Below are 14344 nucleotides of genomic sequence, written 5' to 3'. Positions count from 1 at the left end.
GCAAAACCCCATGACGCAAGATCAACTCCTCTCGACCCTCCACCAGCGCTTCGCGCGCAATGCGCAATTTGCGTGGGAAGAAGAGTGGCCATTGCAAGACGGCCAAAGCGGCGCTGGCGTCCTGATCGCGCTGACGCCAAAGCCTTACGGCCTCTCGGTACTCCTGACACGTCGCACAGATCATCTCTATAACCACCCTGGGCAGATTTCCTTCCCGGGCGGGCGCATCGAAGCCAGCGACGCCTCACCTGTCGACGCGGCCTTGCGCGAAGCAGAGGAAGAGATCGGCCTGCCTGCAGATCAGGTCGAAGTGCTCGGCGTGCTGCCCGATTACGGCACTTCATCGGGCTTCCGCGTAACGCCGGTGGTTGGTCTCACGCACTCTGGCTTCGTACCGAGGCTAGACGACTTCGAGGTGGCTGAGCTGTTCGACGTCCCGCTGCAGTTCCTCCTGCACACCGCCAACTACCAGCGCCATCGCGTGGAGCGACACGGCCAGGTCAAGCACTTTTACGCCGTGCCCTATCCCGGCCGCTTCATCTGGGGCGCGACGGCAGGCATGCTGGCGATGTTCGCCGCGTTCATGACGCATCCACTGGCCGGCCTTGAAAACGCAAGGGCAGATGGCCAGGAACTAGCAGGCGCGCGGCTGTCGGAGCGAGCCGACCTCGGGGCAACGACCCCGGCTGCCGCCGCGAGTGGCGTATACTCTGACTGACGCCATTGCCGACAGTTCGTCGAGCAAGACCAACGCACCACCCCGACAAGAACCTCCAGGCACCATGACGCTGTTCTCGCTCGTTCTCGCACTGCTCCTTGAGCAGTTCCGACCCCTCAATGCCTCCAAGGTGCTCTATCCGCCCCTGGAGGCGCTTGGCGACTTCTTCGAGAGCCGCTTCAACGACGGCCAGGCCCGTCACGGCATGATTGCCTGGTGGCTCATGGTGCTGCCCCCCGTCCTGCTAGTCGCCGTCATCTACTTTGTGCTGTACCACGCAGTGCATCCACTCGCCGCCTTCGTGTTCAACATTGCGGTGCTGTACTGCACGATGGGCTTCCGCCACGTCAGCCATTTCTTCACGCGCATCCATGCGGCCTTGCGCGCGCAAGACCTGCAGACCGCACGCAACCTGATCGGCGAATGGCGCGGCCATCTGCACGAGCAGAGCAGCTCGCAGGAAATCTCGCGCCTGGCAATCGAAAACGGCATCATCGGCGCGCACCGTCAGGTCTTCGCCATCATCATCCTCTTCGTGCCATTGGCCGGCCCTTGCGGCGCAGTGCTGTATAGGATGTCCGAGTTCTACGCGCGCTACTGGGGCAAGAGCAAAGACGCAGACATGCGCGAATTCGGCAGCTTTGCATACAAGGCTTTCTACTGGATCGACTGGCTGCCTTCGCGCATCTCCGCGATCTCATTCTCCATCGTCGGCGATTTTGAAGACGCGATTTATTGCTGGCGGACTCAGGCTGATCAGTGGCCGGAGCAGACCGAGGGCGTGTTACTTGCCAGCGGCGCGGGTGCGCTGGGTGTGCGGCTTGGTCAACCGATTCACCAGAGCGGCGAAATCATCGAGCGCCCGGAGCTGGGCACGGGCGACGAAGCAGAAGTCGAATACCTGCAAAGTTTCGTCGGCCTCGTACGTCGCACTCTGGTGTTGTACGTATTGCTGCTGCTGACAATGGGCATCACGCGACTGGTCAGCTAGCTGCTATCCACCGACGCACTGCCTTGATGACGCAGCCCTGTGCGTCGGTTTTCAAACTGTCGATTTCGATCAGATCTGGCCAGGTTTCGCGGAATTGCCGCAGCCAGGTCAGTTGGCGTTTGGCCAGCTGGCGTGTCGCGGCAACACCCTTGAAGCGCATCGTTGCGTAGTCATCGACCCCATCGATGTAGTCCCACATCTGGCGATAACCCACACAGCGCATCGAGGTCATCTCGAGCGCCAGCACATAACGCTGGCGCAGCTGACGCACCTCCTCCTCGAAGCCGTTTGCAAGCATCACATCGAAACGCCGCGCGATATTCGCATGGAGCACGGCGCGATCCGACGGCACGAGCGCCAGGGGCAGGAAATCGATCTGCGCTGCGGCACTTTCCTCCCGCTTGGCATAACTCTCAGCAAGCGGGCGTCCGGTCAAGATGACGATCTCCAGCGCGCGCTGGATGCGCTGGGCGTCGGTCGCATGCAGACGCGCTGCAGCAGCAGGATCGAGCGCAGCGAGCCGTGCATGCAGCACCGGCCAGCCGTGCTTGAGCGCGTCAGCATCGATCTGCGCACGCAATTCCACATCGGCCTGCGGCAGGTCGGACAAGCCTTCGCGCAGCGCCTTGAAGTACAACATGGTGCCACCAGCAAGCACCGGCAAATGCCCGCGCCCGTGAATCTCTCCGATCAACCGCGAGGCATCCTCAGAGAACCGCGCAGCGGAGTAAGCTTCTTCCGGGCTCACGATATTGATCAGATGGTGCGGGCAAATCGCCAGCTCAGCCGCGTCGGGCTTGGCCGTACCGATATCCATGTCGCGGAACACGAGCGCCGAATCGACACTGACGATCTCGATCGGCATGATGGGCGCCAACGCCAACGCGGCGGCCGTCTTGCCACTCGCGGTCGGACCCATCAGCATCAGCGCACGCGGATTTTTTCTAACACTCATGAAACCGGACAAGAAATGACGTCAATGACAAGCGCAAGCCTGCAACTTCTCCACCGCGCTGTTTTTCAGCGCATGTCACGCAAGCTGCGGCAAACGCTCGCAAGTCTCGCTGTGGCGTTGCTACTGCCTGCGGTACACGCGGCTGGCGAACCGCTACCGATGTGGGAAATCCGCAGCACGGCATCGAAGGGCGCAGTGTATCTGCTTGGCTCCGTTCACGTCTGTCGCGAGAGCTGCCTGCAGTTTCCTGAATCCGTACTGCGGCGCTTCCGCAGCAGTCAGGCACTGGCTGTCGAACTTGACCCGACCAACGCCGACCTCATGGGCAAGATGCTGGAAGCCATGTCGCTGCCGCAGGGCCAGACCCTGACCAGCAAGCTGTCTGTGGGCACTACACGCAAGATGCAGAACGTCGCGGGCAATCTAGGCCTGCCGATGATGCTGCTCGACAATATGCGGCCCATCATGGCGGCGACGATGCTCTCGACGATGGCGGCACAGCAGCAGGGGCTGAGCATGCAAAATGGCATCGATGTATGGTTCCTCCAGCAGGCGCGGGCCACGGGCAAACCCGTGCGCGAACTCGAAACCATCGAACGACAGTTGCAGGCGCTCACGGCCAGCCCGGAGCGAGATCAGATCAGCTCACTGGAAGAGGCGCTGGACATGATCGAGAAACGCCGCTTCGGCCCCTACCTGGAAGAGCTGATCCAGTCCTGGCAAACCGGCAATCTGAACAAACTTTCGAAGCTCATGAGCGAAGGCATGGGCAGCGGTAAAGCGCTTGAACAAGAGTTACTCGGCAAGCGCAACGTCGAGATGGCAGACAAGATCAGCGTCTGGCTGGCTCGCGGCGAACAGGTCTTCGTGGTCATCGGCGCCGGCCACATTACGGGCAAAGGCAATGTAGCGGAGTTGCTCGAACGCAAGGGCTACAGCGTGCGGCAAGCCAGCAACGACGAGTAAGACAAGCACCGGGCAACAAAAAACCCGCCGAGGCGGGTTTTTTGTTGAGTCATTCCTGCGCGCAACTATCAGCGCTTGCCCGACTGCTGGGCGTGCATGAAATCATCAAAACTCTTCTCGGCCACACGGAACCACAGCAATTCGTCGTCACGGAATTTCTTCCACGGCTCGTAGATCTTCTTCCACTTCGGGTTCTTGGCGGAATACTCGTTGTAGAGCTCGTCAGCCGCCTTGGCAGCCGCAGTCATGATCTCTTTCGAGAATGGGCGCAGCTGGGTGCCGGCAGCCACGAGACGACGCAGCGCATTGACGTTCTTCACGTCGTAGCGCGACTGCATTTCAAGGTGTGCATAAGCGCAGGCGTCCTCCAGAATCTGTTGGTACTCCTTCGGCAGCTCTTGCCACTTTTTCTGGTTCACATACAGCGATAGCTGTGCGCTGCCTTCCCAGAAACCCGGGTAGTAATAGTACTTGGCAACCTTGTTGAAGCCGAGCTTCTCATCGTCATACGGACCGACCCACTCCGTCGCGTCAATGGTGCCCTTCTCCAGTGCCGGATAGATGTCACCGCCAGCAATCTGCTGCGGCACGACGCCGAGCTTGGCCAGCACCGGGCCACCCAGGCCGCCGATGCGCATCTTCAGGCCCTGCATGTCCTTCGCTGTTTTCACTTCCTTGCGATACCAACCACCCATTTGCGTGCCGGTGTTGCCACAAGGGATGTTGTAGATGTTGTAGTCCTTGAAGAAGTCGCGCAGCAGTTCCATGCCGCCGCCCTCCCACAGCCAGGCAGATTGCTGACGGCTGTTCAGACCAAAAGGAATGGCTGCATCAAAGGCGAAAGTCGGGTCCTTGCCGATGAAGTAGTAACCCGCCGTATGGCAGCAATCGACAGTACCATCCTTGACCGCGTCGAGCACACCCAAGCCGGGCACCAGTTCGCCAGCAGCGAAGATCTGGATTTCGAACTTGCCACCAGTAGCCGTCTTGACGTGCTGCGACACCACTTCGGCCGCAGAAAAAATGGTGTCAAGACTCTTCGGAAAACTCGATGCCAAGCGCCACTTGATGGTCGGCGCGGACTGCGCAATAGCGGGCGCTGCAATCGCACCCGCAGCTACGCCCACGCTGGCTTTCTTCAAAAACGAACGACGTTCCACTTGAGTCTCCTCCCTGTTGGTGAATCAGCTTCTGACAACGCTTCTGATTGCATTCGTGCAACATTTGCCGGGCGATTATAGAAACTTTAAGCACGGGCACCGTGCGGGGTTAACCCGCACCGTTACTCACTTTGCTCAAGCTCCCGCGATGGTCATGCCTTCTATCAGCATCGATGGCGCCTGCTTGCCGCCACGTACGATGACGTCGTTACCGAGTGCCACGATGTTGTGGAACATGTCACGCATATTGCCGGCGATAGTAATCTCTTGCACCGCGTACTGTATGACGCCGTTCTCGATCCAGTAGCCGGCCGCACCGCGCGAGTAGTCACCCGTCACATAGTTGACGCCCTGCCCCAGCAACTCCGTCACCAACAAGCCACGCGGCACGCTGGCGATCATCTCGGCCAGACTCTGCTTGCCGGGTGCGAGGATCAGGTTATGACTGCCGCCCGCGTTGCCAGTGGTCTGCATACCCAGTTTACGCGCCGAATAGCTGCCCAGGAAATAGCCCTGCAGCACGCCATCCTTGATCACATCGCGCGGCGCCGTCGCAACCCCCTCATCGTCATAAGGCGTGCTCGCAACCGCGCCAGGCAAATGCGGGTTCTCTACGATATTGATGTGCGGTGCAAAGACCTGCTTGCCGATCGAGTCCAGCAGGAAAGAAGACTTGCGGTACAAGCTGCCGCCACTCACCGCATTGACGAAACTGCCGAGCAGGCCGCAGGCTTGCGGCGCTTCGAAAATAACCGGTACCGCACAGGTTGGCACACGTCGCGCACCGAGACGCGAAAGTGCCCGCCGAGCCGCGTAATCGCCAATCTCTTCGGGAGCCGCCAGCTTGTCGGCATTGCGACGCGAGCTGTACCAGTCGTCGCGTTGCATGTCCTCACCCTCGCCGGCAATCACCGAGCACGAGATCGAATGGCGCGAGGTCGAGAAGCCATGCAGGAAGCCATTGCTGTTACCGGAGATGAATTGCGACTCCTGGCGTGACACCGAAGCCCCTTCCGAATTACGGATCTCCGGACTCACCGCGAAAGCAGACGCCTCGCAGCGACGCGCAAGATCTACGGCTCCGTCAATCGACAATGTCCAGGGGTGATACAGCTGCAAGTCGTCGGTAAAGCTAGACGGCCCGTGCCACAACAGTTTTTCGTCGGCCAGGCCGGCGCAATCGTCCTTCGCTGTAAAACTTGCAATCGACAACGCAGCATCCACGGCTGCGCGCACGGCCGTGCGCGAAAAATCGGATGAACTGGCATGGCCACGCCGCTGGCCCAAGTACACCGAAACACCCAAGCCCTTGTCGCGGTTGTATTCAATAGTCTCGACCTCTCCTCGTCGCACGGTGACGGAATGGCCAAACCCCTCCGACACATCCGTCTCGCAGGCCGTGGCGCCGCGATGCTTCGCATAATCAAGCACTTCCTGAGCAATTTCCTGCAGCTGATCGCGGGAATAGCTGAAACCATCATTGTTACGAGGCATGCGTCTTATCCGGGAGGGAGGTTCTGTGAGGGCTATAATCTTAGCCTGTTAATGCACCTCGAACGTCATGCAAGAATCAGATCATCAGGAAGATTCAGGACCCAGCAAGTCACAACGCAAACGTGACATGCACGCCCTGCAAGAGTTAGGCGAAGAACTGGTCAAGCTGTCGAAGGAACGACTGGCAAAAATCGCCATCGACGACAACCTGCGCGAGGCCGTGCGCGACGCGCAACGCATTCCCGGCCGCAGCGAAGCACTTCGCCGGCAGATGCAGTACATCGGCAAGCTCATGCGCGACGCCGACCCCACGCCGATCAAGGCCGCGCTGGACGCCGTCAAGGGCGTATCACGTGCTGAGACCGCGCGCATGCATCGTCTGGAGCGTCTGCGCGAGCGCCTCATCGAAGACGAGAAAGTGATTGGCGAAATCGCCACACAATATCCGGGCGCTGATCTGCAGCAATTACGCCAGATGCGCCGCAATGCCATTCGCGAGAAAGAGCTCAACCGCCCTCCGCGCGCCTTCCGCGAAATCTACCAAGCGCTGCGCGAGCTCGACCTTGGAGGCGGTCGTCGCGACGACGATGAATATGTCATGCCCGACGAGGACGAAGCGGATGAGTAAGCCGCCGATCGCCGCCAGCAAAGATAATCCATTCGTCATCGGCCTTGTATCAATCAGCGACCGCGCCTCCGCCGGCGCCTATGAGGACAAAGGCATTCCGGCACTGCAGGAATGGTTCGACAAGGCACTCATCTCGCCCTGGCGTGCCGAGCAACGCCTGATCCCTGACGAACAGCCGCTCATCGAGCAGACGCTCATCGAACTGGCCGACCGGGCTGGCTGTCATCTGATTGTCACAACCGGCGGCACAGGCCCCGCTTTGCGCGACGTAACTCCCGAAGCCACGCTGGCCGTGGGTGAGCGCGAAATGCCCGGCTTTGGCGAAGAAATGCGCCGCATCTCGCGCCACTTCGTGCCCACCTCCATTCTTTCGCGCCAGACCGCCGTCATACGCGGAACAAGCCTCATCATCAATCTGCCGGGGCAACCCAAAGCGATTTGCGAAACACTTGAGGGCCTGCGAGATGCCAATGGCACATTAAGCGTCGAAGGCATCTTCGCCGCAGTCCCATACTGCATTGATTTGATAGGCGGTCCGTACGTGGAAACCCGCACCGAAATCAGCCGCGCTTTTCGCCCCAAAAGCGCCCCAAAGCCGGTGAGCGCCTGACCGTTCATCACAATTTACCTTCGAACGCAAATACCGCTTGCCAATTCGAAAAGTTGAGGCCATTATCACGGGTACGATTTTCAAGCAGTGTCGCAGTGTGTCTTGCAGTAGCGCCCGCAGTTTTGCAGGTCTTCTGGTTTGCCATCCCTCCTCTTGACCGTCGTAACCGGGCTTTTGCCCTTTTTTGCAATATTTTTAGGACACATCAACATGGCAACTGGTACCGTCAAGTGGTTCAACGACTCCAAGGGTTTCGGCTTTATTACTCCTGATGGCGGCGGCGAAGACCTCTTCGCTCACTTCTCCGCGATTCAGAACCAAGGCTTCAAGACCCTGGCCGAGAACCAACGCGTATCGTTCGATATCACCCAAGGCCCGAAGGGCAAGCAAGCTTCCAACATCCGCCCTGCGGAATAAGTTGGTTACAGATATCTGTACGAAAAGCCCGGTGCGCCGGGCTTTTTTTGTGGCATCCGCGGTTTCATGGAGCCACGACGCTCAGGCATCATTCGTGCGTCACACGAGCGTTACAATTACTCGCAAGAATTGATCAAACTCATTGATCAGTCGAAACAAGGAAATCAGCCTCAATGGCAAAAGAAGAACTTCTGGAAATCGAAGGCGTTATTGATGAAGTACTGCCCGACACGCGCTTCCGCGTGACGCTGGAGAACGGTGTTGTCGTCATTGCTTATGCCGCCGGCAAGATGCGCAAGCACCACATCCGCATGATCGCTGGCGACAAGGTCAGCCTGGAAATGTCGCCTTACGACCTGACCAAGGCACGTATCACCTTCCGTCACAAGACCACCACCGGTCCGGCACCAGCACCGCGTCAGAACAACTATCGTCGTTAAGCCTTACGGCATCACGCCGTAAGCCGCTTGGGGCGGATGGACAGAGGCTGCGCAAAGCGCCTCAGATGCCACCGCCCAGATCGAAAGTCCTGCTGTCCAGCAACGCATTCCCCTGAAAGACGCGCACATTCCGCGGGCGTAGCCATACCGTGTCGCCGCTGGCGATGCCCAGTTCGGTATGGCGCTCGCGCGTCAGCTCGACCTCGAATATCTCATGCTGGTGTTCGACCTCAACCCTCACCAGCGGACCGATGGCCTGCACGTGAAGCACGCGTGCTGACAGGGCATTGTCAGCAGATTCGCGCAGGATCTCGATGTCATGCGGGCGCACGAATGCCTGCGTGCCATCACCTTGCGCCGGCTCTTCGCTCTTGCCGCTACGATCTACCTCTGCCCAGCCGCCATGCACGCGATTGTGGAACACATTCACATTGCCAAGAAAGCGATACACGAATGGGCTTGCGGGCATGGTGTAGACCTCGTCCGGCGTACCAACCTGTTCGACGTGTCCCTTGTTCATGACCACGACGCGATCGGCAACCTCAAGCGCCTCTTCCTGATCGTGCGTGACGAAGACGGATGCAATATGCATTTCGTCGTGCAGGCGACGCAACCAGCGACGCAGCTCCTTGCGCACCTGCGTGTCGAGCGCGCCGAAAGGCTCATCCAGTAGCAACACTTTCGGTTCGACTGCCAGCGCACGTGCCAGTGCGATGCGCTGACGCTGACCCCCTGATAGTTGTGATGGATAGCGCTCGGCCAGCCAATCCAATTGCACGAGCTTGAGCAGATCGGTAACGCGTTTGCGGATCTGCGCTTCACTCGGGCGCTCATCACGCGGCTTCACACGCAGGCCAAACGCCACGTTCTCGAACACGCTCATGTGGCGGAACAGCGCGTAGTGCTGGAACACGAAACCGACCTTGCGCTCGCGCGTATGCACATGCGTGGCCTCTTCACCCGAAAACAGGATCTGGCCGTCGTCGGCTGATTCCATGCCGGCGATGATGCGCAGCAAGGTCGTCTTGCCACAGCCGGAAGGGCCGAGCAGCGCGACGAGTTCGCCTGTCGGGATGTCCAGCGAGACATTGTCGAGCGCTACGAAATTACCAAAGCGCTTGGTGATGTTGCGGATTTCGATACTCAAGATTCCACCCTCTCCGGCGGCAGCGCCGCATCCAGCATTGCCGTCTCCCGGTTCATGCGCCACTCGACGATCGTCTTGGCAATCAGCGTCACGAGTGCCAGCAGGGCCAGCACGGACGCCGACGCGAAGGCGCCGACCGAGTTGTATTCGTTGTAGAGAATTTCCACGTGCAGAGGCAAAGTATTGGTCTCGCCGCGGATATGCCCGCTGACTACGCTCACCGCACCGAACTCACCCATCGCACGCGCATTGGCGAGAATCACGCCATACAGCAGGCCCCACTTGATATTGGGCAGCGTGACGCGCCAGAACATCTGCAGCCCGTTCGCGCCGAGCGACACCGCGGCCTCTTCTTCGTCCTTGCCCTGCGATTGCATCAGTGGAATGAGTTCGCGCGCGATGTAAGGAAAGGTGATGAACAGCGTGGCGATGATCATGCCGGGCAAAGCAAAGATGATCTTGATGTCGTGCGCCTGCAGCCATGGCCCCAACCAGCCGTTGCGGCCGAAGATCAGGATGAACAGCAGACCGGCAACGACCGGGCTGACCGCAAAGGGCAAATCGATGAAAGTCAGCAGCAGGTTCTTGCCGCGAAACTCGAAGCGCGCGACCAGCCAGGCTGCGGCCAGGCCGAAGAGGATGTTGAACGGCAGCACGATGACCGCGATCAGCACCGTCAGCAGGATGGCATGCTGCGTATCGGAATCGCCCAGAGCCGCCCAGTACGGACCCAAGCCTTGGCGAAGCGCTTCGGCAAAGACCGCCAGCAGAGGCAGTGCGAGAAACAGGAACATGAAGCCCAGTGCCAGCGCGATGAGCGTGTAGCGCACGCCGCGCGATTCGGTATTGACGTGTGAATGCAGGCGGCTCATGCGGACTCTCCCGCCAACGGCTCGGCAGGCACTTCCCTGCCCTGCTTGTGACGATTGGCCGCCCACCACTGCAGCGTGTTGATCGCCAGCAGCAGCACGAATGAAATGACCAGCATCACCACGGCCAGCACGGTTGCGCCTGCCACGTCGTATTGCTCGAGCTTGCCGATGATCAGCAAGGGCGTGATTTCGGAAATCAGCGGCATATTGCCGGCGATAAAAACCACCGAACCGTATTCGCCCACGGCGCGTGAGAACGCCAATGTGAAACCCGTCAGCAACGCCGGGAACAACGCCGGGAACAACACGCGCGTGAAGGTCTGCAGACGCGTCGCGCCAAGCGTCGAAGCAGCCTCCTCCACTTCGGATTCGATGTCCTCGATCACGGGCTGCACGGTACGTACAACGAAGGGAATGCCAATGAAGATCAGCGCCACGACGATGCCCGCTGGGGTGAAGGCTACCTTGAAGCCGAGCGAGCCCTCGAGCCAGATACCGATCCAGCCGGTGTTGGCATAGAGCGTGGTCAGCGTGATGCCGGCCACTGCCGTCGGCAGCGCGAAAGGCAGATCGACCGCGGCGTCGACAAAGCGCTTGCCGAAGAATTCATAGCGCACCAACACCCAGGCCACGATGAGGCCGAAAACGGCATTCACGAGTGCGGCGATCAGCGAGCAGCCGAAGGTAACACGGTAGGCCGCGAGGGCGCGCTCGCTGGTTGCGATCTGCCAGAACTCGGGCCACGACAGGCTCATGCTGCGCGCGATCAGGCCACCGAGCGGGATCAGCACGAGCAGAGAGAGATAGACGAGCGCGTAACCCAGCGAGAGGCCGAAGCCGGGCAAGACGCGATGTGAAGACGATCGATTCATGGTTCGGGAAAAGAGAAACGGGCCGCCAGGAAACTGGCAGCCCGCCGCATTATGCCTGCCTGCGGGCCATTGCTGGCCCGTGGACACGCAAGCTTACCTGCTCAGTTATTTCGTTTGGTAAATCTGGTCGAAGCTGCCACCGTCCTTGAAGTGAGCGGCAGTCGCCTTTTCCCAGCCACCGAAAGTTTCGTTCACGGTGAAGGTCTTGATGGGTGGGAATTGCGCGGCGTACTTCTTGGCAATTTCCGCATCACGCGGGCGGATATAGTTCTGCGCCGCGTTTTCCTGGCCTTCCTTCGACCACAGGTACTCGAGGTAAGCCTGCGCCTGTTTGCGCGTACCGTGCTTGTCGACGTTCTTCTCGACGATGGCCACCGGCAATTCGGTCAAGATGGATTCTGTCGGGTACACCACTTCGAAATTGCCGCGACCGAATTCCTTGGCGATCAGTTCGGCCTCGCTTTCGAAGGTCAGCAGTACGTCGCCCTGACCACGTTGCATGAAGGTCGTCGTTGCATCGCGACCGCCCGAGGGGAACAGCGGCGCGTTCTTGAGCAACTGACCGACGAAGGTCGCAGCGGTCTTCTCATTGCCGCCAGGCTGATGCAGCGCCCAGCCCCATGCGGCGAGATAGGAATAGCGACCGTTACCCGTGTTCTTCGGGTGCGGAATGATGACGGCCACGCCCGGCTTAGCCAGATCGCTCCAGTCCTTCAAGGCCTTGGGGTTGCCCTTGCGCACGATGAACACCATGGTCGAGGTGTAAGGCGCAGCGTCATTCGGGAATTTCTTCGTCCAGTCCGGCGCAACCAGACCCTTGGTAACGAGGAAGTTGATGTCGGTCGCCTGGTTCATGGTGACCACATCGGCTTCGAGGCCGTCGGCCACGGCACGCACCTGACCGGTCGAACCGGCATGCGACTGCTTCACTTCCACGGTCTCACCGGTCTTGGCTTTCCAGGCGGCGATGAATTTCGGGTTGTAGTCCTTGAATACGTCGCGCGCGACGTCGTAGGACACGTTGAGCAAGCTGACTTGGGCCTGCGCAGCGAAGGACAGGCTGCCGAGAGCAACAACAAGCAACACGTGCTTGAGCGAACGGATTTTCATGGGGTACTCCTGATCAAGAGCAGTGATTATTCCAGTCATGCCCACCCGCCTCAAGCCGCAAAGACTGCAATGCTTAGATCGGCTGCGAATATGGAATCGTGCGTGGATTGGTGCGTGGGCCGGAATGGCAGCAAATGCGCTACACAACGTGCGAGATCTGCCCGAGGAATTCGTCGTCGAGACCGCCCTCTTCCTCACCCGGCCGCTGCAGAGCAATGCCCACAGTGAGGATGTCGATCACCAGCAGATGCAGGACGCGCGAAATCATCGCCATGAAGCGTGAGCTATCCTCCGGGTGATCTACGGCGATGCACAGCTGCGCCTTCTTCGCCAGCGGCGACTGCCCGGCCGTGATGGCGATGACGGAAGCGCCAGCGGCCTGCGCCAGCTCCACGGCCTCGATCAACTCGGCGACGCGCCCCGAGCTCGACACGGCCAGCACCACATCACCGGCGCCCAACGTACGTGCCGAGAGACGCTGCATATGGGTGTCGGAATAAGCCGTGCACGGAATGCGGAAACGGAAGAACTTGTGCTGACCATCCTGCGCGACGATTCCTGAATTGCCCACGCCATACAGCTCGATGCGCCGCGCGCTGCGCAACAGGTTCGTCGCTTCATCGATCGCCGCGGTATTCAGCGTGTCGCGCAGGCGCAGGATGGCGGACACGGTGTTGTCGAGCACCTTGGCGCTCACATCCGGCGTGCTGTCACTGTGGCGCACTTGGCTGTGGCGCACGGGCAGCGTGCCGGTGAGTCCTGATGCAAGCTTCAGTTTGAAATCCTGCAGCCCCTGAAAACCCAGCGAGCGACAGAAGCGTATGACAGTGGGTTGGCTGACGTCAGCCTGGCGCGCGATCTCGGCAATGGGATCGTTGAGCACGCTGCGCGGCCGCAACATGATCAGATCGGCGACCTGTTGCTCGGCACGAGAGAGCTGGTCGCGACTGCGGCGAATGAGATCGACCAGATGACTCTCCCCTGCTCGCCCATGCGTGCGTAGCGCATCGGCGAGAATGGCCGAAACGCCCAGCAGAGCCGGGTTTGGCGCCGAGATCACATAGGTCGGGATGCGCGACAGGTAATCCGCAAAGCGCCCCTTGGCCTCGAAGCGCCGGCGGAAAGGTGACTGGCGGAAGTGCTCGCCCAGACGCGGCACGATGCCGCCGCCGATATAGATACCGCCGACTGCGCCGAGCGTCATGGCGACATCCGCGGCCACGGTACCCAGCATCGCGCAGAAGCAATCCACGGTTTCGAGGCACAGCGCATCTTGCGAATTCAGCGCCGCGTCGACAATGGCCGCCGCCGACAGATTCTGCACGCCACGGCCAGCCTGAACGGATAGCGCTTCGTAGCACAGCTCCAGTCCGGAGCCGGACACCAGCCTCTCCGTCGACACGTGCGTGTATTTCTTCCAGGCGTACTGCAGCAGCGCGAGTTCACGCTCGTCATTCGGCGCGAAGCTGGCATGCCCGCCCTCGCTACCCAGCGTGACCCAGCGATCCTCCATCGGAATGAGGCCCGACACGCCGAAGCCAGTGCCAGGGCCCAGCAGTCCGATGACGGCATTTTCGCGTGGCGCCCCGCCACCGATCTTCGTGCGATCCGCATCGGCAAGACGCGGCAGCGCCATCGCCAGCGCGGTGAAATCATTCACCACCAGCAAGGTATCGAGCTTGAGTGCGACACGCGCAGCTTCGATTGAAAATGCCCAGTTACGATTGGTCATCTGCACGCGGTCGCCATCGATCGGATTGGCAATGGCAATCGCCGCATGCCTGACTTCGAGACCTTCCTGCGCGCTCAGGTAAGCGCGCGTGACATCCTCGAAACCGCGATAGTCGTCGCAGTTGAGGACGACGACGCGGTCAATGAGGTCGGGCGCGAATTCGAGCGCAAAGCGTGCGAAGGTTGCTCCGATGTCGGCAAGAAGGCGTGGGCCGTCAGGGTAGTTCTGCATG

At 60.1% G+C, this 14344-nt stretch carries 15 protein-coding genes; 7 read left to right on the top strand and 8 right to left on the bottom strand.

Translation table 11 applies throughout. The features are described from left to right. The first annotated feature begins 10 nt into the window (after nt 1–10). Complete coding sequence (locus VVD49_RS11590) at nt 11–718, top strand: CoA pyrophosphatase (RefSeq protein ID WP_327599336.1); 708 nt, start codon at nt 11–13, stop codon at nt 716–718. Then, nucleotides 699–1709 (top strand): CobD/CbiB family protein, encoded by a 1011-nt coding sequence (locus VVD49_RS11585; RefSeq protein ID WP_327599335.1) that lies wholly within the window; start codon nt 699–701, stop codon nt 1707–1709. Before VVD49_RS11590 ends, VVD49_RS11585 begins: the two co-directional genes overlap by 20 nt. Here VVD49_RS11585 and miaA read toward each other — a convergent pair. Next, complete coding sequence (gene miaA / locus VVD49_RS11580; RefSeq protein ID WP_327599334.1) at nt 1702–2664, bottom strand: tRNA (adenosine(37)-N6)-dimethylallyltransferase MiaA; 963 nt, start codon at nt 2662–2664, stop codon at nt 1702–1704. The two genes, VVD49_RS11585 and miaA, sit on opposite strands and share 8 nt — an antisense overlap. Nucleotides 2665–2679: 15 nt before the next feature. Here miaA and VVD49_RS11575 point away from each other — a divergent pair, with 15 nt between their 5' ends. Beyond that, nucleotides 2680–3630, top strand: coding sequence for a TraB/GumN family protein (locus tag VVD49_RS11575; protein ID WP_327599333.1), 951 nt, complete (start codon nt 2680–2682; stop codon nt 3628–3630). A gap of 68 nt (nt 3631–3698) precedes the next feature. Here VVD49_RS11575 and VVD49_RS11570 read toward each other — a convergent pair whose 3' ends face one another. Then, nucleotides 3699–4790: a TRAP transporter substrate-binding protein gene (locus VVD49_RS11570; RefSeq protein WP_327599332.1), complete on the bottom strand. Its 1092-nt coding sequence runs from the start codon at nt 4788–4790 to the stop codon at nt 3699–3701. Nucleotides 4791–4925: 135 nt separating this feature from the next. Next, nucleotides 4926–6284, bottom strand: a complete 1359-nt coding sequence (pmbA, locus tag VVD49_RS11565) for a metalloprotease PmbA (protein WP_327599331.1) — start codon at nt 6282–6284, stop codon at nt 4926–4928. A 67-nt stretch (nt 6285–6351) separates the two neighbouring features. Here pmbA and yjgA point away from each other — a divergent pair, with 67 nt between their 5' ends. The 4 genes from yjgA (at nt 6352) to infA (ending at nt 8379) form a co-directional block, all read left to right on the top strand. Beyond that, nucleotides 6352–6912: a ribosome biogenesis factor YjgA gene (gene yjgA, locus VVD49_RS11560; RefSeq protein WP_327599330.1), complete on the top strand. Its 561-nt coding sequence runs from the start codon at nt 6352–6354 to the stop codon at nt 6910–6912. After that, a complete protein-coding gene (mog, locus tag VVD49_RS11555; protein WP_327599970.1) occupies nt 6905–7522 on the top strand; it encodes a molybdopterin adenylyltransferase in 618 nt (205 codons plus the stop codon). Before yjgA ends, mog begins: the two co-directional genes overlap by 8 nt. A gap of 210 nt (nt 7523–7732) precedes the next feature. Further along, nucleotides 7733–7939, top strand: coding sequence for a cold-shock protein (locus VVD49_RS11550; RefSeq protein ID WP_327599329.1), 207 nt, complete (start codon nt 7733–7735; stop codon nt 7937–7939). A 173-nt stretch (nt 7940–8112) separates the two neighbouring features. Next, entirely contained in the window at nt 8113–8379 is a 267-nt protein-coding gene (gene infA, locus VVD49_RS11545) for a translation initiation factor IF-1 (RefSeq protein WP_327599328.1), read from the top strand. Nucleotides 8380–8440: 61 nt separating this feature from the next. Here infA and VVD49_RS11540 read toward each other — a convergent pair whose 3' ends face one another. The 5 genes from VVD49_RS11540 to VVD49_RS11520 form a co-directional block, all read right to left on the bottom strand. After that, nucleotides 8441–9526 carry a sulfate/molybdate ABC transporter ATP-binding protein gene (locus VVD49_RS11540; protein ID WP_327599327.1) on the bottom strand — a complete coding sequence of 362 codons (1086 nt, stop codon included), beginning with the start codon at nt 9524–9526 and terminating at the stop codon, nt 8441–8443. After that, complete coding sequence (gene cysW, locus VVD49_RS11535; RefSeq protein WP_327599326.1) at nt 9523–10398, bottom strand: sulfate ABC transporter permease subunit CysW; 876 nt, start codon at nt 10396–10398, stop codon at nt 9523–9525. The genes VVD49_RS11540 and cysW overlap by 4 nt, the downstream gene beginning before the upstream one ends. Beyond that, nucleotides 10395–11270, bottom strand: coding sequence for a sulfate ABC transporter permease subunit CysT (cysT, locus tag VVD49_RS11530; protein WP_327599325.1), 876 nt, complete (start codon nt 11268–11270; stop codon nt 10395–10397). The genes cysW and cysT overlap by 4 nt, the downstream gene beginning before the upstream one ends. Before the next feature lie 105 nt (nt 11271–11375). Continuing rightward, the gene (locus tag VVD49_RS11525; RefSeq protein WP_327599324.1) at nt 11376–12380 is read right to left on the bottom strand and encodes a sulfate ABC transporter substrate-binding protein; all 1005 of its coding nucleotides are present in this window, start codon (nt 12378–12380) and stop codon (nt 11376–11378) included. 139 nt (nt 12381–12519) lie between these two features. Beyond that, entirely contained in the window at nt 12520–14343 is a 1824-nt protein-coding gene (locus VVD49_RS11520) for a glucokinase (protein WP_327599323.1), read from the bottom strand. Nucleotide 14344: the final 1 nt, after the last annotated feature.

The organism is Uliginosibacterium silvisoli (assembly GCF_036017035.1).
In the GTDB taxonomy this organism is placed as follows: Bacteria; Pseudomonadota; Gammaproteobacteria; order Burkholderiales; family Rhodocyclaceae; genus Viridibacterium; species Viridibacterium silvisoli.
This window is presented reverse-complemented; position numbering and strand designations above follow the sequence as displayed.